This window comes from Pseudomonas lundensis (assembly GCF_002269125.1).
In the GTDB taxonomy this organism is placed as follows: Bacteria; Pseudomonadota; Gammaproteobacteria; order Pseudomonadales; family Pseudomonadaceae; genus Aquipseudomonas; species Aquipseudomonas lundensis_A.
On sequence record NZ_NQKI01000007.1, the window covers coordinates 1 to 22,247 of the forward strand.

Annotated in this window: 20 protein-coding genes; 9 read left to right on the plus strand and 11 right to left on the minus strand. The window is 58.6% G+C overall.

Going from position 1 to position 22,247, the window contains the following annotated elements; translation table 11 throughout:
• Positions 1-217: 217 nt before the first annotated feature.
• The 3 genes from moaE to moaC are packed head-to-tail and all read right to left on the minus strand — an operon-like array spanning position 218 to position 1,406.
• Complete coding sequence (gene moaE, locus CJF39_RS06295; protein ID WP_094992634.1) at positions 218-688, minus strand: molybdopterin synthase catalytic subunit MoaE; 471 nt, start codon at positions 686-688, stop codon at positions 218-220.
• 2 nt (positions 689-690) lie between these two features.
• Positions 691-936: a MoaD/ThiS family protein gene (locus CJF39_RS06300; protein ID WP_094992635.1), complete on the minus strand. Its 246-nt coding sequence runs from the start codon at positions 934-936 to the stop codon at positions 691-693.
• The gene (gene moaC / locus CJF39_RS06305; RefSeq protein ID WP_094992636.1) at positions 933-1,406 is read right to left on the minus strand and encodes a cyclic pyranopterin monophosphate synthase MoaC; all 474 of its coding nucleotides are present in this window, start codon (positions 1,404-1,406) and stop codon (positions 933-935) included. Before moaC ends, CJF39_RS06300 begins: the two co-directional genes overlap by 4 nt.
• A gap of 200 nt (positions 1,407-1,606) precedes the next feature.
• Here moaC and CJF39_RS06310 point away from each other — a divergent pair, with 200 nt between their 5' ends.
• The 6 genes from CJF39_RS06310 (at position 1,607) to ribD (ending at position 7,504) form a co-directional block, all read left to right on the plus strand.
• Positions 1,607-2,053 carry a DMT family transporter gene (locus tag CJF39_RS06310; RefSeq protein ID WP_094992637.1) on the plus strand — a complete coding sequence of 149 codons (447 nt, stop codon included), beginning with the start codon at positions 1,607-1,609 and terminating at the stop codon, positions 2,051-2,053.
• A gap of 91 nt (positions 2,054-2,144) precedes the next feature.
• Entirely contained in the window at positions 2,145-2,882 is a 738-nt protein-coding gene (locus CJF39_RS06315) for a class I SAM-dependent methyltransferase (protein WP_094992638.1), read from the plus strand.
• 92 nt (positions 2,883-2,974) lie between these two features.
• On the plus strand, positions 2,975-3,925 hold the full coding sequence (locus tag CJF39_RS06320; protein ID WP_094992741.1) for a formylglycine-generating enzyme family protein: 951 nt from the start codon (positions 2,975-2,977) through the stop codon (positions 3,923-3,925).
• Between the two features lie 39 nt (positions 3,926-3,964).
• On the plus strand, positions 3,965-4,564 hold the full coding sequence (locus tag CJF39_RS06325; RefSeq protein WP_094992639.1) for a GTP cyclohydrolase II: 600 nt from the start codon (positions 3,965-3,967) through the stop codon (positions 4,562-4,564).
• Between the two features lie 136 nt (positions 4,565-4,700).
• Positions 4,701-6,401, plus strand: a complete 1,701-nt coding sequence (locus CJF39_RS06330) for a WD40 repeat domain-containing protein (protein ID WP_094992640.1) — start codon at positions 4,701-4,703, stop codon at positions 6,399-6,401.
• The gene (gene ribD, locus CJF39_RS06335; protein WP_094992641.1) at positions 6,398-7,504 is read left to right on the plus strand and encodes a bifunctional diaminohydroxyphosphoribosylaminopyrimidine deaminase/5-amino-6-(5-phosphoribosylamino)uracil reductase RibD; all 1,107 of its coding nucleotides are present in this window, start codon (positions 6,398-6,400) and stop codon (positions 7,502-7,504) included. The genes CJF39_RS06330 and ribD overlap by 4 nt, the downstream gene beginning before the upstream one ends.
• On the opposite strand, the gene CJF39_RS06340 is transcribed toward ribD, so the two are convergent.
• Positions 7,483-8,409 (minus strand): LysR family transcriptional regulator, encoded by a 927-nt coding sequence (locus CJF39_RS06340; protein ID WP_094992642.1) that lies wholly within the window; start codon positions 8,407-8,409, stop codon positions 7,483-7,485. The genes ribD and CJF39_RS06340 overlap by 22 nt on opposite strands.
• A gap of 47 nt (positions 8,410-8,456) precedes the next feature.
• Here CJF39_RS06340 and CJF39_RS06345 point away from each other — a divergent pair, with 47 nt between their 5' ends.
• Genes CJF39_RS06345 through CJF39_RS06355 form a run of 3 tightly spaced genes read left to right on the plus strand, consistent with a single transcriptional unit; the run spans position 8,457 to position 13,104 of the window.
• Complete coding sequence (locus tag CJF39_RS06345; protein WP_094992643.1) at positions 8,457-8,870, plus strand: VOC family protein; 414 nt, start codon at positions 8,457-8,459, stop codon at positions 8,868-8,870.
• A 23-nt stretch (positions 8,871-8,893) separates the two neighbouring features.
• The gene (locus tag CJF39_RS06350) at positions 8,894-10,021 is read left to right on the plus strand and encodes an efflux RND transporter periplasmic adaptor subunit (protein ID WP_094992644.1); all 1,128 of its coding nucleotides are present in this window, start codon (positions 8,894-8,896) and stop codon (positions 10,019-10,021) included.
• A complete protein-coding gene (locus CJF39_RS06355) occupies positions 10,018-13,104 on the plus strand; it encodes a MexW/MexI family multidrug efflux RND transporter permease subunit (RefSeq protein WP_170942646.1) in 3,087 nt (1,028 codons plus the stop codon). Before CJF39_RS06350 ends, CJF39_RS06355 begins: the two co-directional genes overlap by 4 nt.
• Before the next feature lie 45 nt (positions 13,105-13,149).
• Here CJF39_RS06355 and CJF39_RS06360 read toward each other — a convergent pair whose 3' ends face one another.
• The 7 genes from CJF39_RS06360 to CJF39_RS22965 all read right to left on the minus strand — a co-directional run bounded on the left by CJF39_RS06360 (position 13,150) and on the right by CJF39_RS22965 (position 22,212).
• Positions 13,150-15,780, minus strand: a complete 2,631-nt coding sequence (locus CJF39_RS06360; RefSeq protein ID WP_094992645.1) for a T6SS phospholipase effector Tle1-like catalytic domain-containing protein — start codon at positions 15,778-15,780, stop codon at positions 13,150-13,152.
• Positions 15,765-16,298: a DUF3304 domain-containing protein gene (locus CJF39_RS06365; protein ID WP_094992646.1), complete on the minus strand. Its 534-nt coding sequence runs from the start codon at positions 16,296-16,298 to the stop codon at positions 15,765-15,767. Before CJF39_RS06365 ends, CJF39_RS06360 begins: the two co-directional genes overlap by 16 nt.
• Complete coding sequence (locus CJF39_RS06370) at positions 16,283-16,804, minus strand: DUF3304 domain-containing protein (protein WP_094992647.1); 522 nt, start codon at positions 16,802-16,804, stop codon at positions 16,283-16,285. Before CJF39_RS06370 ends, CJF39_RS06365 begins: the two co-directional genes overlap by 16 nt.
• The gene (locus CJF39_RS06375; RefSeq protein ID WP_094992648.1) at positions 16,801-17,610 is read right to left on the minus strand and encodes a DUF4123 domain-containing protein; all 810 of its coding nucleotides are present in this window, start codon (positions 17,608-17,610) and stop codon (positions 16,801-16,803) included. Before CJF39_RS06375 ends, CJF39_RS06370 begins: the two co-directional genes overlap by 4 nt.
• Positions 17,611-17,647: 37 nt before the next feature.
• Positions 17,648-19,723, minus strand: coding sequence for a type VI secretion system tip protein VgrG (locus CJF39_RS06380; protein WP_094992649.1), 2,076 nt, complete (start codon positions 19,721-19,723; stop codon positions 17,648-17,650).
• Between the two features lie 657 nt (positions 19,724-20,380).
• The gene (locus CJF39_RS06385; RefSeq protein ID WP_094992650.1) at positions 20,381-21,775 is read right to left on the minus strand and encodes a PhoH family protein; all 1,395 of its coding nucleotides are present in this window, start codon (positions 21,773-21,775) and stop codon (positions 20,381-20,383) included.
• Positions 21,776-22,047: 272 nt separating this feature from the next.
• Entirely contained in the window at positions 22,048-22,212 is a 165-nt protein-coding gene (locus CJF39_RS22965) for a hypothetical protein (protein WP_170942647.1), read from the minus strand.
• Positions 22,213-22,247: the final 35 nt, after the last annotated feature.

Below are 22,247 nucleotides of genomic sequence, written 5' to 3' on the forward strand. Positions count from 1 at the left end.
TGAAAACGGCTCGCTGATGGCCTCTTCACCTTTGAAGGCCAGCACCGAGAAGGGCTGGTCGTTGCCCATGAGGGTGAGCTCGAAGCGGGTTTGGCGGGTAAAGGTGGACATCCGAGGCTCCTCTGAAACAGAGGGCTGAACGCTACCGGATTAATCCAAGGATCACGTGTAGGACGATTCTGACTGTCTTAAAAGAAAAGGATCACCGTGTGGCTGGTTATTGTTCGCCGCGCTCCTGCGACGTCCAGCGATCAGCCGCCGCATGATCGCTGGCACGGCCCTCGACCCAACGCGGGCCTTCGGCCGTGTGTTCTTTTTTCCAGAACGGTGCACGGGTTTTCAGGTAGTCCATCACAAAAGCACATGCATCGAACGCCGCTTGACGATGGGCGCTGGCCACCCCGACAAACACAATGGGTTCTGCGGGTTGCAGTGCGCCTATGCGGTGCAGTACTTCGAGTTTGAGCAACGGCCAGCGTTGCCCGGCCTCAAGGACAATCTTGCCCAGCGCTTTTTCGGTCATGCCGGGGTAATGCTCCAGAAACATGCCCGCCACGTCGTGCCCGTCATTGAAGTCGCGCACATAGCCAACAAAGCTCACCACGGCGCCCACACCCGCGTTGGCGGCATGCAGGGCGTTGACCTCAGCCCCTGGATCGAATGCCGCAGACTGGACTCGAATAGCCATGTTCAGCCTCCCGTAACCGGCGGAAAGAACGCCACTGTGTCGCCGTCTGTCAAAGGTTCATCGAGCCTGCACAAATCTTCATTACGTGCACACATCAGGTTCGACTCAGCCAGAACACCCCACACGCTGCCGCGCTGCAACAGGTGCGAACGCAGCGCTTCAATGGACGAAAAAACACCCTCGATCTGTTCACGGTCCAGCCCCAGGGCTTCACGGTAACGGGCGAAATACATGACGTTGAGCTTCATGACGCATCGGCCTTGAAGTGCCCGCTCTTGCCGCCACGTTTCTCCAGCACCTGCACACTTTCAATGGTCATGCCGCGGTCCACGGCCTTGCACATGTCATACACGGTCAGTGCCGCGACACTGGCGGCCGTCAACGCTTCCATCTCTACGCCGGTCTGCCCCGAAAGCTTGCAGCGCGCCACAATCAACACGGCATCATTGCCTTGTGCGCTGAGTTCAACCTTGACCCCGGTCAGCATCAACGGATGGCACAGAGGAATCAGGTCAGAGGTTTTCTTGGCCGCTTGAATACCCGCGATACGGGCTACGGCGAATACGTCGCCTTTGGGGTGGCCGCCACTGACGATCATCTCCAGGGTTTCGGCACGCATGCGCACCACGGCTTGCGCCACCGCCTCGCGAAAGGTCACGGCTTTATCGGTGACATCCACCATGTGGGCGCGGCCTTGTGAATCCAAATGAGTCAGCACTGGGTTACTCCCTTCAAGTGCGCTGATTGTAAACCTGCCTCCACACGATGCGCACGCTCGATTGCCCGGCGGCCTGTAGGCCATAGGGTCCGAGGGCTACAGCCAGGCAATCGACCTCACGAATATCGCGCATTAGAACAAAGAATTGGCCCTGTTTTTATATTCGCCGTACAAGATTAAAAAAAAGGACGGCACGCACCATGAGTTTACTTGTATCCATTGCCTTAAGTTTGCTGGCGGGTTTTGCAGTGCCCTTGCAAGCCGGCACGAATGCCAAACTGGGCGTGTTATTAGGTCACCCTTTGTGGGCCACGGCCGTTTCATTGGTGGTCAGTTGCATTGCTGTAATGGTGGTCATGCTGATTTTCAAAGTGCCCCGCCCCACGATTGGCGCATTGCAAGAAGGGCCATGGTGGATTTGGTTTGGCGGTATTGCCGGTGTCTTGTATATCACCGCCGCCCTGATATTAGTGCCAAAGCTCGGTGCACTTAACTTCATCATGGCCGTCATTATCGGCCAGTTGACCATTTCTGTGATCATTGATTACTTCGGATTAGTGGGCTTACCCAAACAACCGCTCAATGTGCAAAAGATGATTGGCATCAGCGTTGTACTGGCCGGCTTTTTAATTGCGGTACGCAGTTAATTACCAACACGTGAAAACAGAAAAAGTTTATCCACCGGCCTCCCTCAGGGGTCGGCATTTAATAACAGTAATCACATTTAATAGGTGAGCAATGAGTTCTTTTACCGCGTATGACGCCATTGGCGATCGCTTTGAAGCGTTTACTGACACCGCCTCCCAACGTTCGGTGGAAACCGAAACGTTCTTTCATATGGTGGGCGATGTAAAAGGCAAGTCCGTTTTGGACCTGGCGTGCGGGTACGGTTATTTTGGCCGCGAGCTGTATCGCCAGGGCGCCTCTCGAGTGGTGGGTGTTGATATCTCGCCCTCAATGATCGAGCTGGCCCGCAAGGAGTCTGCGCGCAACAACGAAGCCATTGAATTTCACGTGGCCAACGTCTGCGAGATGCCGGTGATGGGGCAATTTGAGCGTGTCACCGCCGCCTGGCTATTCAACTACGCCCAGTCACCCGCCGAACTGGAAGCGATGTTCAAAGCCGTAGCTCGGAACATGCAGCCCGGCGGCAAGCTGATCGCCTACACCGTCGACCCGAGTTTCCGCCTTGAAGACGGTAACTTCACCCAGTACGGCGTCCATGTCAAAAGCGAAAACCCGCACGAAGGCGGATTTCGTTGCCCCTCTGAATTTGTGACCACACCACCGAGCGAATTCACTTTTTACCGTTGGAGCCACGAGGACTACGAACGGGCCATTCGCAAAGCAGGGTTCAGCGACTACCACTGGCAACGCCCGTTGATCTCCAAAACCAATCGCCAGAAATTCCCTGAAGGTTACTGGGGTGACTTTGAGCGCAACTGCTTGCAAACCGGTCTGGTCTGCACCCTCTGACACCCTTTTCATTTGTATTGGAGTTCCACGTGGCTAACACATCCAAGGCGTTCCCTCACTGGCCGGTGTTTGACGGCCCGTTGACAGCGCAAATGACTGATCGCCAATTAATGGGGCTGGGAACGCACTTCCAGTCCGGCCTCAATCTGGCCTTGCCCCTGGCCGAGTGGCAACAATTGACCCAGGCGCCAGCCAGTGTGCTGTGCCGTCGCGTGGAAGACCCACAATCGCCGTTGCCACTGCGATTGGCGGCCGGCCGCTACCTGGCCGAGACGATAGACCCGCGCCTGGATGTGCTTAACCCGCCGATGATCCGCATTGAAGGCGGCTGGATTGACACCGGGCTTGATGAAGCCAAGGTCGACAGCGTCATGGACAGAATGCAGGGGCTGGGCCTGGATCGCAGCTGGATCGAAAAGGAAGTGCCACGCCACACCGTGCAGTTGCAGCCCTACGCCATCGGCAAATACCCGGTCACCAACCTGGAATACAAAGCCTTTCTCGAAGATTCGCTGGAGCCGCGCATACCGGGTAACTGGGCGTTTGGCCAATTCCCGGTGGAGCGGTCGAATCACCCGGTATACGGCCTCAGTGCACAAGACGCGGACGCTTATGTGGCGTGGCTGAGCTTGCGTTCAGGTCGCACCTTCCGCCTGCCCACCGAAGCGGAATGGGAATTCGCTGGCGCCGGACCGGAGAACCTTGAGTTTCCATGGGGTGAGCAGTTTCTGCCGGAACACGCCAATACCGCCGAAATGGGCATTTTCAACACCACGCCAGTCGGCATGTTCCCGTTGGGCGCATCGCCATTCGGCTGCCTGGACATGGCAGGCAACGTTGAAGAATACGTGGCCGATGACTACGCGCCCTACCCTGGCGGCCAAGCCATCAGCGATGACCTGGTCACCGTGGTAGGCGCGCATCGCATCGCGCGCGGCGGCAGCTTTACACGGTTTCGCGACTTGGCACGCAATTGCCGTCGGCATGGCAAATACCCGCGCGAGATTTATGTCATGGGCTTCAGGCTCGCTGAAACGCTGTAACCATAACTAATAAAAAACCGTTAATTAGAAAGGAACTCTATGAACCCGCTGCGCGTTAGAAACCAGGTCGATATTCACCTGAATGAAACAGGTATCCCCGGTACGTTTTACAGCTTTACGGGGCTTGAGGCCGATAAGGAACATATTGTTATCAAATTGGGCCCGGCGTCGATCAACAGCCCACTGGTGCGTTTGCACTCTGAATGCCTGACCGGGGACGTCTTCAGTTCTCAGCGCTGCGATTGCGGCCCGCAATTATCCGAATCCATCGAACGCATGCACGAAGAAGGCGGTTATTTGATTTATCTGCGCCAGGAAGGCCGCGGAATTGGTTTATACGCCAAACTCGATGCCTATCGCCTGCAAGACACGGGCATGGACACGTTTGAAGCCAACCAACATTTGAACTTTGGTGAAGATGATCGCGACTTCACGGAAGCGGCCAATATGTTGAAAGCGCTAGGAGTGCAACATTGTCGGGTCATCACCAATAACCCGGAGAAAGTGATTGCCCTGCAAAACAATGGTGTGCAGGTGGATGACGTTATACCCACGGGTGTATTTCTGACCCAACACAACCGGCCTTATTTACAAGCCAAGATCAATAAAAAGAATCACCACATCAACTTGTTCAAATAAGTCCGCGCCTTAAAACACCCTCGATTTCTACCGCATGGGCATCGGCGCGCGGAATTTGCTGTGCTCGCCAGCCCCGGTAAACGGTCTGTTTTACATGAGTGGATGACGCACCTTTAAATAGTCAGGATGAATAAACATGAAGCACTTCGGCCCGATCAGCGGTATCGCCACGTTTAAAGATTTTTATGTCGCCACTGCCGGTTATGACAACCAAGTCATCCTCTGGGACGCCAAGACCAAAACCCCGATTCAGCGTGTGGTGCATGACCACCTCGCCAACCAGTGCGCGTTCAACCCCACCGGCACCCTGTTGGTCAGCGCCAGCAGTGACTACACGGCCCGCGTCTGGGAAGTACCGAGCCTGCGCATGAAAGCGGTGCTGATCGGCCACGATGACGACATCGAAATGGCCGCGTTCTCGCCGGACGGGCAAACCATCGCCACTTGCTCACGCGACCATACGCTGCGCATTTTCGACCTCAATGGCCGCACCTTGCGCATCCTCAAAGGCCACACCGCCGATGTCATTTCGGTGTGCTGGGCCGCTGACGGCGCCACGCTGGTCTCAAGCAGCGACGACGGCTCGATCCGCCGCTGGGACGCCATGACTGGCGCTCAACTGGAAATCATCGACCTGGGCGGGGTTGAAACCGACACCGTGGCCCTGTCGCGCGACGGCATCATTTTCGCTGGCGACGATGAAGGCAAAATCTCGTTGATCAGCGCGCAAGGCACGTTCCTGCAACCGGCCCACACCGCCGGTATCAAGCGCATCATCTGGGATGACACCCAGCGCCTGTTGATCAGTCTTAGCTATGACCGTTCCGTGATGCTCTGGCACCTGAACAGCCAGAACCGGCTGGAAAAAACCGCCGAAACCTCCCTGCCCAGCATTATCTGGCCGCGCAGCTGCGCCCTGCTCGGTACAGACCGTATTGCGTTCGTGACCTTCGGCTCAAGCTATGCGACCTGGAACTTCCGCACTCAGGTCTGGGATCTGGACGGCATCGAACCGGCCATCAGCCTGAACGCCGTGGCACTGGTCAACGATGACATCTTCAGCATCGGTGACGCGGGCATCCTGCACGTCAACGGTGTGGCCAACACCAAGGCTGGCAGCTTGTGCAACTTCCTGCTGCCGTTCGGCGACAGCGTGCTCACTGGCGGCCAGATGGGCACGGTATTCGACGCCCGCACCGGTCAAGCAATTTACCAGCACCGCTCACCCCTGAACTGCGGCACCACGTTCATCAAAGACGGTCAGTTGCACGCGGCCATCGGCACGTACACCGGTGAAGCGCTGATATTCAAACTGGATAATCAGCAGCCCGTCTTCCTCACAGAAGTGGCCATGCACGACAACGCCATCAAAGGCATTGCGGCCGACGAAACCTACATCTTCAGCGTCTGCGCCACCGCGGCAGCGGCGTTCTTCAACATAGATGACTTCACTGAACACACGTACCTGGACAAGGCGCACGACCGTATCTCCAACGGCTGTACGCAAATTGAGGGTGGATTCGCCAGCATCGGCCGCGACCTCAAACTGCGCCTGTGGCGCAATGGCGAGAGCGAAGTGTTCGAAACCCCGCACAACCATTCGATCAAGTGCATTGCAGTTTCCAAGGACCAGAACCTGATCGCCACCGGCAGCTACGGCGGCACCGTCGCCCTGTTTGATGTGCGCAGCGGCCAGTGGGAGAAGTTTGAAAAACCGACCGCCAGCGGGATCTCCTGCCTGACCCAGGCTGCTAACGGCAATGGCTTTCTGGCCAGCGCCTACGACGGCCGCATTTACCCGATCACGGCCAATGCAGGCAGGCCGCTGCTGTCATGACCTATTTCACCGAAGTCGACTTTCAGCACATGCAACACGCGCTGTCGTTGGCTGAGCGTGGCAGCCACTCCACATGGCCCAACCCCCGGGTGGGCTGTGTGATCGCTCACGGCAGTTGTGTGGTGGGTGAAGGTTGGCATCGGCGGGCCGGTGGCCCGCATGCCGAAGTGTTTGCGTTGCGTCAGGCGGGAGCCCTGAGCAAAGGGGCGACTGCCTACGTCACGCTGGAGCCGTGCAGCCACATTGGCCGCACGGGGGCCTGCCATCAGGCGTTGATCGAAAGCGGTGTCAGCAAAGTGATCGTCGCCCTTGAAGACCCGTTCAAACAGGTCAACGGTCAGGGGATTGCCGCGCTGAAAGCCGCCGGTATTGAGGTCAGGGTGGGGCTGATGCGCGAGGCCGCGAGTGAGTTGAACCGCGGCTTCCTGTCCAGCATCGAGCGCCAGCGTCCTTGGGTGCAGCTCAAAATGGGCATGAGCCTGGACGGACGCACAGCGCTGGGCAATGGCCGTTCGCAGTGGATCACGGGGCCCAAGTCGCGTGCCGATGTGCAGCAGTGGCGGGCCCGCAGTGCCGCCATCATCACTGGCAGCGGCACCGTGCTGGGGGATGATCCGCTGCTCACGGTACGCCAGCTCTCATCGCCCGAAGCCGTTGCGCCGCTGCGCGTGGTGCTCGACAGCGCCGCACGTGTACCGGCCTGTGCGCAGGTGTTTAACGGCAACGCACCGAGCCTGCGTGTGGTACACCACGACACGCCCCTGCCCGTGACTCAGCCCCCTGACGTGCTGCGCCTCCACGGCGATAGCGAAGGGCTCGACCTGCATGAACTGTTGAGTCAGCTCAGCCAGCGCGGGTTACACGACGTCATGGTCGAAGCAGGTCCGAGGCTGGCCGGGGCATTTCTCAACGCTGGTCTGGTGGACGAAGTATTGCTCTACATGGCACCCAAGCTGCTGGGCAATCTGGCACGGCCGTTGGTGCACATGCCGGAGCTGGTGCACCTTGAGCAAGCGCTGAACTTTACCCTGTTCGATGTCACGCAATTGGGTCAGGACCTGCGCCTGCGCTTGCGCCCGGCTCAGGTCGCGGGGGCCACATGAGCAACCACGTGCCGCACTTGCTCGCGCAGCCACATATGCGCTGGGTCTTCGCCGAAGCGGTTGTGCCAGATCTGCACAAACGGGAACGGCGGAATCGGCAACGGCGGGCTGAGGCTAACCAGCTCTTCGTCCAGCAGCGCGTTATGCAAGGTACGGGTGGCCACCGTGAGGATCAGATCGGTATTACTGATCATGCTCGGCGCCGTGCGCCAGTGCGGCACACTGACCGCGATGCGGCGCTGCAAGCCCTCGTCGCGCAGCAGGCGATCGATTTCACCGTTCGAACAGCCGTCCACCGAGACCGAGATATGCGGGCGCAGCAAGTAATTGTCCAAATCCAGCAAACCGCTGGCCGGCAACGTGCTGCGATCCAGCAGGCAGGAAAAGGTTTCTTCAAACAGCACTTCACTGGAGATGTCGGCACTGAGGTTAGGAAACACCCCCAGCGCCAGGTCGATCTTGCCTTGGGCAATTTGTTCGAACATGCCGTGGCGGCTGTCCTGGGTCACGACCAGCGTGGTGTTCGGCGCTTCGGCGCGCAGTTGCCGCAACAGCTTGGGCAATACAATCGCCGCGCCGTAATCGGACATCGCCAGGCGAAAGGTGCGATGAGAGTTGGCAGGCACAAAGTCAATCGACTTGCCGAGCAGGATTTCAATCTGGCTGAGGATTTCCTTGAGCGGTGCCTGAAGGTTTTGCGCCAGTGCACTGAGTACCACTTCGCTGCCCTGGCGGATCAGGATCGGGTCGTCGAGCAACACCCGCAGTTTACTCAGCGAGTGGCTGATGGCTGGCTGGCTCAAGTGCAGCCGTGCCCCGGTGCGGGTCACATGCTTTTCGGTCAGCAATGCGTCGAGCACCACTAACAGGTTCAAATCAATATTGCGCAGTAAAACCATGACCATCCTGTCATTCACAAATCCGGGAATACCTTCCCGATACGGAGCGCCCCATGCTTCAACTCAAACGGATTATTGAAACCGCTCTTTACGTGAAAGATCTTACAGCAGCAAAAGATTTTTACTACAAAACCCTCCATTTGGAGGTGATGGTTGAGAGCGACGTGTTGATCGCGTTTAACGTAGGCGATCTCAACACGCTGCTGCTGTTTAAGCGCGGGGCGTCACTTGAGACCAAATACCTGAGCGGCGGCGAAATCCCCCCGCACGATGCCCACGGCAGAATTCACGTGTGCTTCGCCATCGACGCCGACGACATGCCTCGCTGGAAACAAAACCTGGCCGACAGCGACGTGGCCATCGAAGGCCGCACGCAATGGCCCAAGGGCGGTTCGAGCATTTATTTCCGCGACCCGGACCATAACCTCGTCGAATTGCTCACGCCGGGCTGTTGGCCGATTTACTGATTGCATCTTTAAGGAAAAAGACCATGCCTCACGTCGTTGCAAAAACCCGTCCGCTGATCCGGCACAAAACCCTCTGGGCCCTGATTGCTCTGGTGCTTGCGGGCGTGGCATGGGCGGTGTGGCGTTGGCAACAACCTGCGGCGGCGGGGTATGTCGCGGCACCGGTAAAAGTGGCAGTGGCGCCGGTCAGTCGCCAGCCCTTCACCCGCTATCTGGAAGCCATCGGCGAGCTGGAAGCCGTGGAACAAGTCAGTGTCCCGGCCGAAATCGGCGGCCGTATCGTTGACCTGCCGATTGAGTCCGGGCAACGGGTTGAGCGCGGCCAGGTGCTGGTACGCCTCAACGATGCGCCGGAACGCGGGCAACAGGTGCGCCTGCAAGGTCAGGTGGACAACACCCGTGTGCGCCTTGATCGCCTGAAACAACTCATTCACTCCAACGCGGTGTCGCGCGAAGCCCTGGACGATGCCCAGGCCGAATACACCACCGCACGCGGGGCCTTGCAGGAACTCATGGCCCAGATTGAACAGCGCACCATTCGCGCGCCATTTGCCGGAACGCTGGGTATTCGCAAAGTGCACGTGGGCCAATATGTGAACCCCGGCGATACCCTGATTAACCTGATCGGTAACAAGGGGCTGTTCGTCAACTTCAGCGTGCCCGAACAAGCCTTGGCGCATTTCAAAACCGGCAGCCCCTTGCAGATTGAACTCGATGCCTTGCCCGGCCAAGCGGTCACGGCAGTGGTCAGCAGCGTCGACCCGTTTCTGGACCGCACCCGCACATTGAGTGTTCAAGCGCGCCTGCAAGCCCCCCCCGCGTCAGCACTGCCGCGCATGTTTGCGCGGGTGCGCCTGCCCCAGGCCATGCCGGAAAACACCTTGAGCCTGCCAGAAACCGCCGTCACCTACAGCGCCTATGGCGAAGACGTCTACGTGGTGCAACCGGCACATGATGAAAAAAGTGCGCCGACGGTACGCCGCGTGTCGGTCAAGACCGGCGAGCGCCGCGATGGATGGGTGGTGATCGAAAAAGGCCTGTCGGCCGATGATCAGGTCGTGACGTCGGGCCAGATCAAGCTCAGTGATGGCGTGAGCATCGAACCGGTAACCAGCACCGCTCTGGCCGCCGAACCAGGAGCGCAGAAGTGAAATTCACTGACATATTCGTCCACCGCCCGGTGCTCGCCCTGGTGGTCAGCCTGATGATCCTGCTGGCCGGACTCAAAGCCTGGATGGGCCTGCCCGTGCGCCAGTACCCGCTGCTGGAAAGCTCGGTGATTACCGTCAGCACCGATTACCCCGGTGCGCCCGCCGAGTTGATGCAAGGCTTCATCACCCAACCGATCAACCAGTCGCTGGCATCAGTGGAAGGCGTCGATTACGTCAGTTCATCGTCGGTGCAGGGCCACAGCGTGATTACCCTGCGCATGGCGCTCAACGAAGATTCGGCCAAGGCGCTCAGCGAAGTGATTGCCAAGGTCAATCAGGTCAAGTACCGCCTGCCCGAGCAAGCCTATGACCCGGTCATCGAGCGCTCGGCCGGGGACTCCACGGCTGTGGCCTATGTCGGTTTTTCCAGCGACACCCTGTCCGCCGCGGCCTTGACCGACTACCTCAGCCGCGTGGTGCAGCCGTTGTTTTCCACCATTGAAGGGGTGGCCAAGGTCGACACCTTTGGCGGCCAGCGCCTGGCCATGCGCCTGTGGCTCGACCCGCAGCGCATGGCGGGCCACGGCATCAATGCCGAACAGGTGGAACAGGCGATTCGTGCCAACAACTTCCAGGCCGCACCCGGGCAGATCAAAGGCCACTACGTGGTGTCCTCGATTCAGGTCAACAGCGACCTCAACACCCTCGATGAATTTCGCGACATGGTAATCAGCAACCGTGGCGACCACCTGCTGCGCCTGCGCGACATTGCCGAGATCGAACTGGGCTCCGCCGCCTATGAAACCAGCGCCCTGATGGACGCCAAACCCGCGGTTCATCTGGGCCTGTACGCCACGCCCAAAGGCAACCCGCTGCTGATCGTCGACGGCATCAAGCGCCTGCTCCCCGACATCCAGAAAACCCTGCCGCCCGGTGTCGACGTGGCGCTGGCGTTCGAGACGGCGCACTTTATCGAAGCCTCGATTCTGGAGGTGATCGAGACCCTGCTTGAGGCGATTCTGATCGTGGTGGTGATCATCTTTCTGTGCCTGGGCTCATGGCGCACGGTACTGATCCCGATCCTCAGCATCCCGTTGTCGATGCTCGGCGCGCTGGCACTGATGGCCATGTTCGGGTTCAGCATCAACCTGCTGACCTTGCTGGCCATGGTGCTGGCCATCGGTCTGGTGGTGGACGACGCCATTGTGGTGACCGAGAACATCCATCGCCACATCAAGGAAGGCCGGGCGCCGCTTGACGCTGCGTTGGTCGGTGCACGGGAAATCGCCTCGCCGGTCATCGCCATGACCATTACCCTGGCGGCGGTGTACATGCCCATTGGCTTGATGAACGGCCTCACCGGCGCGCTGTTCAAGGAGTTTGCCCTGACGCTCGCCGGAGCGGTGCTGGTCTCCGGCGTGATCGCACTGACCCTGACCCCCGTGATGTGCGCCAAACTCCTGCCCCCCGGTCAGAGTGAAGGGCGCATGAGCCTGTTGGCCGAGCACTTCTTTCATCGTCTGTCGCGGCTCTATCAACGTGGGCTGGTGCACTCGCTGCGCGCCCGCGGCGCGGTACTTGCGTTCGGCCTGCTGGTGCTGCTCAGCCTGCCGCTGCTGTACGGCCACGCGGACAAGGAACTGGCGCCCAATGAAGATCAGGGCAACCTGCTGCTGGCGATCAAATCCCCGCAGCACGCCAACCTCGATTTCGTCGAGCGCTACGCTTACCAACTGAGCGACCTGCTGGCCAACATTCCGGAAACCACCAGCACCTGGATCATCAACGGCACCGACGGCGTTGCAGCAAGCTTCGCCGGGATCAACTTCAGCGAATGGGGCCAGCGCGACCGCAGCGCGGCGCAGATCCAGAACGAGTTACAACAACAGGTGGACGCCGTGGAAGGCAACTCGATCTTTGTCTTCCAGATGCCGCCCCTGCCCGCCTCCACCGGTGGTTTGCCGGTGCAACTGGTGATTCGCAGCACCGAGGATTACCGCGCGCTGTATCAAACCATGCAGGACATCAAGCAACAGGCGCGGGCCAGCGGCCTGTTCGCGGTGGTCGACAGTGATCTGGATTTCAACAACCCGGTGACTGAAGTGCGCATCGACCGCAGCAAAGCCAACAGCCTCGGCATTCGTCTGCAAGACATCGCCAGCACACTGGCGGTGCTGGTGGGCGAAAACTACACCAACCGCTTTGGTTTGCAGGGCCGCTCCTACGACGTGATCCCGCAGACGCAAGCCGAACACCGCCTGACCCCGGACGCTCTCAACGGCTTCTACGTCAGCACCGACAGCGGCGTGCAAGTACCACTCTCGACCGTGGTCAGCCTGCACAGTGACATCCAGCCCAACCGCCTCAAACAGTTCAACCAGCAAAACTCGGCCACCTTTCAGGGCATCCCGGCCCCGGGCGTGAGCCTTGGCGAAGCAGTGGCTTTTCTGGCCAATCAGAGCGCGCAATTGCCCGCCAGTTTCAGCCACGACTGGCAATCGGACTCGCGGCAATTCATTCACGAAGGCAACGCGCTGATGCTGACCTTTGTGTTCGCCATCATCGTCATTTATATGGTGCTGGCCGCACAGTATGAGAGCCTGCGCGACCCGCTGATCATCCTGATTACCGTGCCCCTGTCGATCTGCGGCGCCCTGATCCCGCTGGCGCTGGGTTGGGCGACGCTCAACATCTACACACAAATCGGCCTGGTGACGCTGATCGGTCTGATCAGCAAGCACGGGATTCTGATGGTCGAGTTTGCGAACGAACTGCAACAGGCCAGCGGCTGCTCCCCAGCCCATGCCATCATCCGCTCGGCACGCATCCGCTTGCGCCCGATCCTGATGACCACCGCCGCCATGGTCGTGGGCCTGGTGCCGCTCCTGTTTGCCAGCGGCGCAGGGGCCAGCAGCCGATTCGGGTTGGGGATCGTCATTGTGGTGGGGATGGTCGTGGGCACGTTGTTCACGCTGTTTGTATTGCCGTCGATCTACACCCTGATCTCAAAACGGCACACAGCACCGGAGCCCTACGGGATATCGCTGGAAAAAGCCCCCTACGGCAGGCCTGAAACCCTGTAAAAAGCCTGCGAACCAGGGCCAGCCCGCGCTGGCCCACCACCGCCGCTACACAATCGACTCGATATCAAAATCGTAGGGCTTGCCGATGACGTAGCCGCCGACCAGCGCTGCGATGGCCTGATCATTAGGGTCGATCTCCGCGACGCCGCGCCGGGTGGCTGGGTAGGCCGACCGTTTCGCGACCTCCGCTTTACTTGGGACGGGGAGCTCGGCGGGTTCGCCTTTGAGGATGGCGATCAGGTCTTCGGTCGTGGCAGTGGCTTCGCTCAGCAGGGGCGCCAGCGGCAAGGCCTGGGCGGCTTTGACGGCGCTGGCCGTGTCTTTGCTGAAGGCGCGGATTGAGGTCAGCCCTTCAACCATGGGCAGGGCGCGGCGCGTCACGGTGTCAAACGCGCTGATGCTCGGGAAGCCCACTTTGCCGCGAAACACCGGGGTGCCGAGGGTCGGGATCATCAGCCCCATCAGAAAGCGCGGGTCATGGCGTTTGACGCTCAGGCCGATGCTGGCCACGGCCACCGCCACGCCCACCACGCGCTCAGTGGTCACCAGCAGCGTCAATTCATTGTTGGACTCGTTGTCGAAAAAAATGCCGCGGTAACGGAAGTAATCACTGAACAGCTCGCGTTCATTCAACTGCGCGTTCATGAACCAGGCGCGGGAGTCATGCACATGCTCATCAAACAGGCGGATGATCGGCAACACACGGTCGTTCAACGCCTTGCCATCATGACCAAACAGTTGCCCATAGCTGATCTCTCCATCCCTGCGCATATCGGCATAGTGCTGCGCTTCATCCTGCTCATTGGTCATGTAGACCAACCCGCCGAAAAACGTGTTGCCAAGCGTTCCAAAACTGATTATCTCGCTGAGGTTCAGGTTCCACTCCGGCACGTAGTCGCGTCGAAAATCGGCCATGGCATTGCGCAATTGCCGGTAATCAAGGGACGGTTCGTACACCTTGCTGGTGTTGAACCTCTGCACGGGCGTGGTCTTGCTGCGTTCCTCGTACTGCTTTTTGATGGCTTCGTTGGCTTTTTTTTCGGCCTGCTGGACCTCGGTCCAAACGGGAGCAGGCGCGCCCGCCAGCGCGGCAACATCTTCCTTGAGTTGCATGGCGTGCAACGCGTTGAAAGCATCGGCCTCGTCAGGGTTCATGTCTTTGGTCGGGCCATCCCTCATCACATCGCTGTAAGACTGCGTATCCGTGGCCCGGCCCTTGGCATAACGGCTGATCCGCCAACCGGTGATCAACCCCGCCTCGCGCCTCATCACCTCCTCCAGCGGACCATTGTCCATGGCATTGAGCCAGGTGTTGAAACGGGTGATGACGGTGGGGCCTACGTCGAATTCAAGATAAGTAGGGTCACTCATAACCAGCCAAGGTCGTTCTTTTTTTAACTTTTCAGTGAAGATTTTACTGGGGGCCTGCAACGGCGCCCCGACCTTATAGGCCTCGTCATACATGTGGTGCAAAGCAATCTGCGACACCACTTCATGCCCACCCTCCGACGCCCTCCCCTGATCGCCGGGCGGGTAACCGCCGCCCACATCGGAGTGCATGCCGGGGTAGATGTACTCCGCCGTGCCTGCGCGATAAGTGGACGGGCACATCGGATCGTCCGGGTCGGCTTTGCGCCGAATGGAATCCACCGGGAAGCAACTGCGCTGTTCATGGGCCGCCACCATGTGCACGCAATGCTCAAGGAAGGCCTCGTCATCGCTCAGGCGCAGGCTGCCATCGGCCCACCCCATGTGCCCGGCGGCAAAGGGCACCATATACGGTATCCCCACCGACGCCACGGTATCGAACAGGCCCATGAACACGATCTTGATGGGCAGGCCAGCGAACAGGTAGCACGTGCTGCCCTCCACCTCGACCTTGGTCAGGGCTTCCAGCCAGTTGGCAAACGTCCGCGCCTGGGCTGCGCCACGGGAAAAGCCATACACAAACAAACGCACGGCTTTTATTTCAGCAATGGTTTTAGACGTGTGTGCAGCGTCAATCTGGCTTTTGAGTTCGGCCAGCGGGGCGGCCAGTACTTCCTGGCGGCGGGTATAGCTGTTTTTGAAAAGCGAAACGCCGAGTAAGTCTTCGGTGAGGCTGGTGCCCATATCTTTAACAAGGTTGTAACTCTCTTTTATGGTCAGAGGTTTTTGGCCGCACGCTTTCTTTAGCGCATCAATCAAGCGAGTAATGCCCCAATTGATTCGATTCTCACCGCCAACCGCCGTTTTCAGGCCGTCACTGTTGGGTTCAAATTCATGTATTTCCTTGAACTCGGTCCCGACACCTTGCATGTAATAAGCATAAAACCCCTCTCGCCTCACCACTTCATCTTCAGTACGGCCCAAACTCGCGTGGTAAAGACGCGCCACATTGGTTGTGGTGGAAGGCGTGGCCAAACTGTCGGACGGCTCATGGTTGTTCGTACCGTCAAAACACAGGCTGATCGTCACAATTTTCATGCACGGGGCGCCCGCGTACGCGTGCCCCGCAGCCCAAGCCGCACTCATCGCTGCTTGCTCAAAACTATGGAAGGCCGCTTGTTGCTTTCGATAATTGCGCAACACATCACCCGGCGTTTTTGGCAGCAACCCGTCTTCCTTGAAATAAGGCGTAGGGCTCATAAATTCCGGAGCCGGTTTTTTGGAAGATGAATTCATGGTTGTGGACATGTGGCGGGCTCCTGCATTTTTTGAGGGAAGTGAAACGGATAATCAGGACGACCCGGATAAGTCGCCCCAGCAGAAACGGCTACTTGGTTACAAGGCAGGAAATGCACATTTACAATTCCTAAATCCTCGTACTGCGCAACCGGCACAACGGCACGATGATGGGTGTACTTCGCTTCATGCGCTCTGGCTGCTTTGCGCCAAGCATCAGAAAACGGTGGATCAGGCCAATTGACTGAGTCATACGGATTCGAATCCTTCTCCCACTCAACTACCACCGTCAGCCCGGGGTGCCATTTCACAGGCAGCGACGCGCAGCAATTCTGTTTGCCGCCGCCGCTATAAGGGCTGATGTTCGGTCCGCCGCCCCGATTCACAGAAAACCGGTTAATCGCCGCAGAGGTATGGCTATAACCCTCAATGGGTGCACCCAGACGCACGGGCTTTGGCGGTGTGCAGCCCTGCAACGAAAGACCGCTGACCAACGTCAGCCACAGGACTCGGATCAGGATTCTGGACATGTGGCGGGCTCCTGCATTTTTTGAGGAAATTGATAAGGGTAATTGGGCGTTCCGGGCATCATGAGCCCGGCGGTAACTACCACTTGGTTGCACGGCAAAAAGTGCACGTTCACGACTCGCAACCGTTCATACCGCGCAACAGGCACAACCGCACGATGATGGGTGTAACGCGTTTTGTGTTCTTCCATGCGTTTAGTCCACGCATCAGAAAATATCCGTTCAGGCCAGCGTCCATAGGCATACGGATCAGGATCCTTCTCCCACTCAACCACCACCGTCAGCCCGGGGTGCCATTTCACAGGCAGTGACGCGCAGCAATTCTGTTTGCCGCCGCCGCTGTAAGGGCTGATGTTCGGCCCGCCCGCCCCATTCACAGAAAACCGGTTAATCGCCGCCGAGGTATGGCTGTATCCCTCGATGGGTGCACCCAGACGCACGGGCTTTGGCGGGGTGCAGCCTTGCAGCGCCAGGTAGGTGATCGCCAGGATCCAGGCTGTGCGTGTCATGAGGTGGCCTCGTTGTCGCTGAGGCTCAGGGGACGCAGCTCACTCAGTGCACTGACGATGAAGGTTTCATGCTGCGGCTTTTCCAACTGCTGACGACTGAGGTCCAGGTGGATGCCCGTCAGACAACGAATCAGGGATTCATGGGAGGTGAACCCATAGTGAGGCGGCGTGCAGTCGTTGTTTTTGATCCATTGGAGGGCCGCGCTCACGGCGTGCAGGTGCTCGATCTGCGCGTTGCTCAGGGTCAGGCAGGTCAGGCCGTTGTGGCCTCTGGGGTTGATATCCAGGCCTGAGAGCGAGGCTTTTTTGCCATCGTGGTCGATCCAGTGCCAGCGGCACACAGGCCCGTGGAATGGCTTGAGTTGCTCAGGATCAAGCTGCTCACAAAAAGGCCTGAACAGGCGCGTGTCGTAGTAGCGCAACACACCGCTGTGGGTGCCTTTATTCCAGGTCGCTTGGGTGGCGCCACGCAAGTGCGCGGTCAGCTTGTCGAAGGGCCAGCGGCTGATCAGGGCCAGCACACCGAAGTGCGCGTGCACGGCAGTGAGCAAGTCAACCGCCGCCGCATACTGCGCTTGATTGCCCAGGGTAATGCGGACTAATGCAGGCCCCTGGTGGGCCAACGCCTGCTCCGGCGTGTGCTCAAATAGCCAGGCGAATTCCGGCTCAGGGGCCTGTTTCAGTAGCGGCAGTAACAGCAAGTCAGGCAGGACGGCACCGTTTAGCAGCAGATCCAGATGCTGGATGCCCGTCGTGCGCGCCTCGTCCATCAAGTAATGCAGCCAGTCTTTTGCGGTCAATATCATGGCTTTCTCTTCTCTTATTGTTTTTGCTACAGACGACTTAACGCGCGACCAACACCTCGGCCCTGGCCTGCGCGGCGAGCAAACAGTCGTGGCAGACCGGTTTAGGGGGAAAAGGCGTTTCAGGTTGCCCTGCCGCACGCGCTGCCGGATCACGCGACTGTTCTGGCAAAGAAGGGGCCGCCGATAACCCGAGCAGCCCTGGCAGCAACGGGGCGGCAGCCGTGCCGCTGGCAGGGGCTCCGCCGATTTGGATCGGTGTGCTGCTCAATATCCCCCCGCCGCCAATGACAATGTGTTCCCCGCCCGCTTTCAGGGTGAGGCTCGCGCCTGCGTCGAGAATCAGGTTGGCCCCGGCCTTGATGTGCACTTGCTGCCCGGCTTCGGCCACCAGCACTTGCCCCACACGGGTGTGGCTGCTGTTGGCGACGTGCAAGTAATCGTTGGCTTTGAGTTCGACTTTACGGTCGGCGGCCACCGTGCGGTGGTCTTCGCCCTCCAGCACCACGATGTTGTTGCCCATGATGGTTTCATGCCGCTCGTTACCGACCTCAAGGCGGCTGTCATGCTCGATCTTTTGTTGCATGTCGCGCTGGGCACGCAGGTAGATCAGCTCCCGGCCCGCCCGGTCTTCGAGGTGCAGTTCATTGAACCCGGTGCTGTTCGGTGAACTGCGACTGCGCAATACGGTGCGGGTTTTGTTGGCGGGCAAGGGATAAGGCACCGGGTTAAGGCTGTTGGCCAGGCAACCGCTCACCACAGGCTGATCCGGGTCGCCCTCAAGGAACGTGACCAGCACTTCCATGCCGACACGCGGGATCGTGACGCCGCCGTGGCTGCTGCCCGCCCAGCTGGAGGCTACGCGCAGCCAGTAGCTGGCCTTGTCATCCGCCTTGCCTTCGCGGTCCCAATGGAACTTGACCTTGATGCGCCCATGGGCATCGCAATAGATCTCTTCACCTGCCGGCCCGGTCACCAATGCGGTCTGGCTGCCCAGCACCCGGGGTTTGGGGTAAGCCTGTTTGGGGCGATAAAACACATCCCAAGGGGTGGCCAAAAAGGTGTTGCGATAGCCCTGTTCGAACGCGTCGGGTTCTGGGGCGCTGTCTTGGGTCATGTTTTCTTCCAGCACGTGCGGCTGATAACCCTGATGGTGAATTTCAGTGAGCAACCACAGGTCGTTCCACTCTTTGCGCGGGTGCTCGGTAAGGGAGAGGAAGTGCCCCGTGACCAGCGTCGGCTGATCGCTTTTGCCCTCGGCCTGACGGTAGTCGGCGCGATGGCGCTCAAGGGCGCGCTGGGTCAAGGGCTTGCCACGTTTTTGCTTTACGAACAGCCCTGGGTAGTCGTAGTCCTCCAGATCGGGCTGCGGGGTTTGCGCTTGCGGACGGTGGTCGGCTTCAATCTGAAAACCGGCTTTCTCGAAGTCGTAATCCCGGCGAGTAACGCGGCTGGGGCGGGTTTCAAAACGCACCTTGAACTGTTTGATCACAGGCTCATCCGCCACCATGCCGCTGCCCTGCACGTAGGCCGTGGGCTTGGGCAGTCGGGGGAAGACGGTCTGATTGTCACCGAACACCAGCAAGTGGGACTGTTCGCAATGCTGAAAGTGGTAGTGAATACCTTCTTCGTGACAGAGCCGCTGAATGAAGTGCAAGTCTGACTCGTCGTATTGAACGCAGTACTCACGCGGCGGGTAGCTGGCATTCAATTGAAACTGATAGGTATCGCTTTGAATACCGTGCTCTTCAAGTACGCTGGCAATGATCTGAGCCACGGTGCGCTGCTGAAAGATCCGCTGATTGGTGCGATGGCGCAGGTATGCCAAGTGGGGCACCAGCGTCAGGCTGTAACGGGTAAGGCGCTTGCCCGACTCGCCTTGTTCAATGCGATAAATCTGCCCGTGAATGCCGTTTCCATGGCGGTTGAACGCCAGAAATGCCTGCTGGTGGAGCAAGCGTTCAAGGTCAAGATCGGCGCGTTCGCTGACGAGCTCAACAATGATTGCAAAGGGTGAGCTGATCGTCTCCTGCCCATGAAATTTGAGGACACGCAGATCCTGATTGAGCCCTTTGATGGTGAGCGTAAATTGCGTTTCGTTGGCTGGGCTGAACATCCATTACTCCTCGGGTGAACACCTTAACGTTAGGAACGGCCACCCTCGTGTTGAACGAGGGTGGCCTTCAGGCAGCAGGTCGGTAGCAACCGACAGGCGAACACCCGGCATCGGAACCCAAACATCCCGACACTTTTTGGCTGAAGCCCAGCCCCGAGGACTGGTTTTCATCAGCGTCCTGACAGGTCGCGCCCAATGAATCTGCGGCACACGCAACGGCAGTCATTCGTCTGAGTCGCAGGCCCCGTGAAGGACGTGAAATCCGGCTTCGCCATGAACGTTCTCCTTGCTGAAAACAGGCACTTGAAAGGCCACAATGCCGGACAAGCGCTGAATCGATTAATCAAGGTTCGTGCCAGCTTTTAAGAATTCCTTTTAAAGCAAATACATAGCGAAACAGGTTTTTTGAGAGGGTGTTTTGGGGGCCAAAAACAGGGAAAAAGTGCGCAAGAAGTTGCGCAGTGCTGTGCAACTTCTTGCGCACTCCTCTACAGACCAATGGGAATGTGGGCCGTAGCAATGTATGCACAGGGTTATCCACAAAACAGTGCGCAACTTCTTGCGCACTTGACCATTTATCGCTAGCGGATTGGAGGGGTAGTTTTGAAACAAAACGGGCGGCCCATGGCCGCCCGATTCAGGGGTGAAAAGACAGGTTTACAAGTGCGATTCTGCGTACTCGGCAAGTATCGAACGAGGCACCCCTTGCAGGGCAATGTGAACACCGTTAGGGAAGTCTTTGAAACGCTCCGTCAGGTAGGTCAGGCCCGAACTGGTGGCCGACAGGTAGGGCGTATCAATCTGTGCCAGGTTGCCCAGGCACACCACTTTCGATCCCGCGCCTGCACGGGTAATGATGGTTTTCATCTGATGTGGCGTCAGGTTTTGACATTCGTCGATCAAGATCAGGCTTTGCTGGAAGCTACGGCCCCGGATGTAGTTCAGGGATTTGAACTGCAATGGCACCTTGCTCAGGATGTAGTCCACGCTGCCGTGGGTGCTTTCATCGTCCATGTGCAGCGCTTCCAGGTTGTCGGTGATCGCCCCCAGCCAAGGCTCCATTTTCTCGGCCTCGGTGCCGGGCAAGAAGCCGATCTCCTGATCCAGCCCTTGCACGCTGCGGGTACAAATGATCCGCCGATACCGCTTGCTGACCATGGTTTGCTCAATCGCTGCGGCCAGCGCAAGGATGGTTTTACCCGAACCCGCCGCGCCCGAAAGGTTGACCAGGTGGATGTCAGGGTCAAGCAGTGCATACAACGCCAGCCCCTGGTAAATGTCACGCGGCTTGAGGCCCCAGGCCTCCTGATGAAGCAGGGGCTCCTGGTGCATGTCGAGAATCAGCAGGTGGTCCTTGCGCACCTCCTTGATCCAACCCACGAAGCCTTGTTCGTCGATGATGAATTCGTTGATATGGACCGAGGGCAGGTTTTCGATCAGTTGCACCTGATGCCACGTGCTACCGTGCCCCTGACGGGTTTCCACTTTGCTGACGCGGTCCCAGAACGAGCCGGTCATGGTGTGATAGCCGCGTGACAGCATCGACACGTCGTCCACCAACTGATCGGTGCTGTAATCTTCGGATTCAATCCCGCAGGCCCGGGCCTTGAGGCGCATGTTGATGTCTTTGGTGACCAGCACCACCTGAATCTCGGGCGAGCGGGCGTGCAAATCAATCAACTGGTTGATGATGATGTTGTCGTTAAGGGTTTCAGGCAGCAGCGCGTTGGGTTCTCGGCGCTTGTTCATCAGGATCGACAGAAAGCCTTTGGGGCCACTTTTGCCGCGCTGAATAGGCACGCCCTTTTCAACGTCTTCGGGCGATGCCACACCCAGTACCTGATCAATCAAACGAATGGCCTGACGGCATTCCGCTGCCACCAGTAATTTGCCGGTTTTGAGTTTGTCGAGCTCTTCGAGCACCGTCATGGGGATCGCGACGTGGTGCTCCTCGAAATTCAGCAACGCGTTGGGATCGTGAATCAGAACATTGGTATCGAGTACATAAAGGATTGGCTGGTTGGAGGAAGGCGTACGTCCGTGATCATCCATACTCGGTCACCTTTGTGGGAGCCATTCGACGCAATACCTCAACAGTGCTGCGCCTCGATATGACGGCCTGATCACCTGCCCGATGGTGTCCTGAAAAGACGCCACCTGTGTGGCAGGTTTCGGCGGTCTGTCTTCGTAATACTCCAAAACGTGTGACAAGAAAAAGTCTTTTTAGCGCGCAGGCATTATTTTTTCCTGAATGACGAATAGCCCTTGGCGCAATGCCAAACCGCTACTAGGCTTAGGAATTACCTGATATAGCGCCACCCTTTTCAGGCATCCAAATGGATGCCGCCCTGCACGTGCTGCAGCTCTCTGTGATCGACGCCAAACACGCCAAATCGACTATTGAGGCCATCGTCAAAGACGCTCTGGTTGCGCAGGTTGAATACTTGCGCGTGGGCAGCGACGTCGCACGTCGCCTTTTGCAAGCTCACCGCCCGCCTGTAGAGGCCGGCCTTTGCTGGCGTCT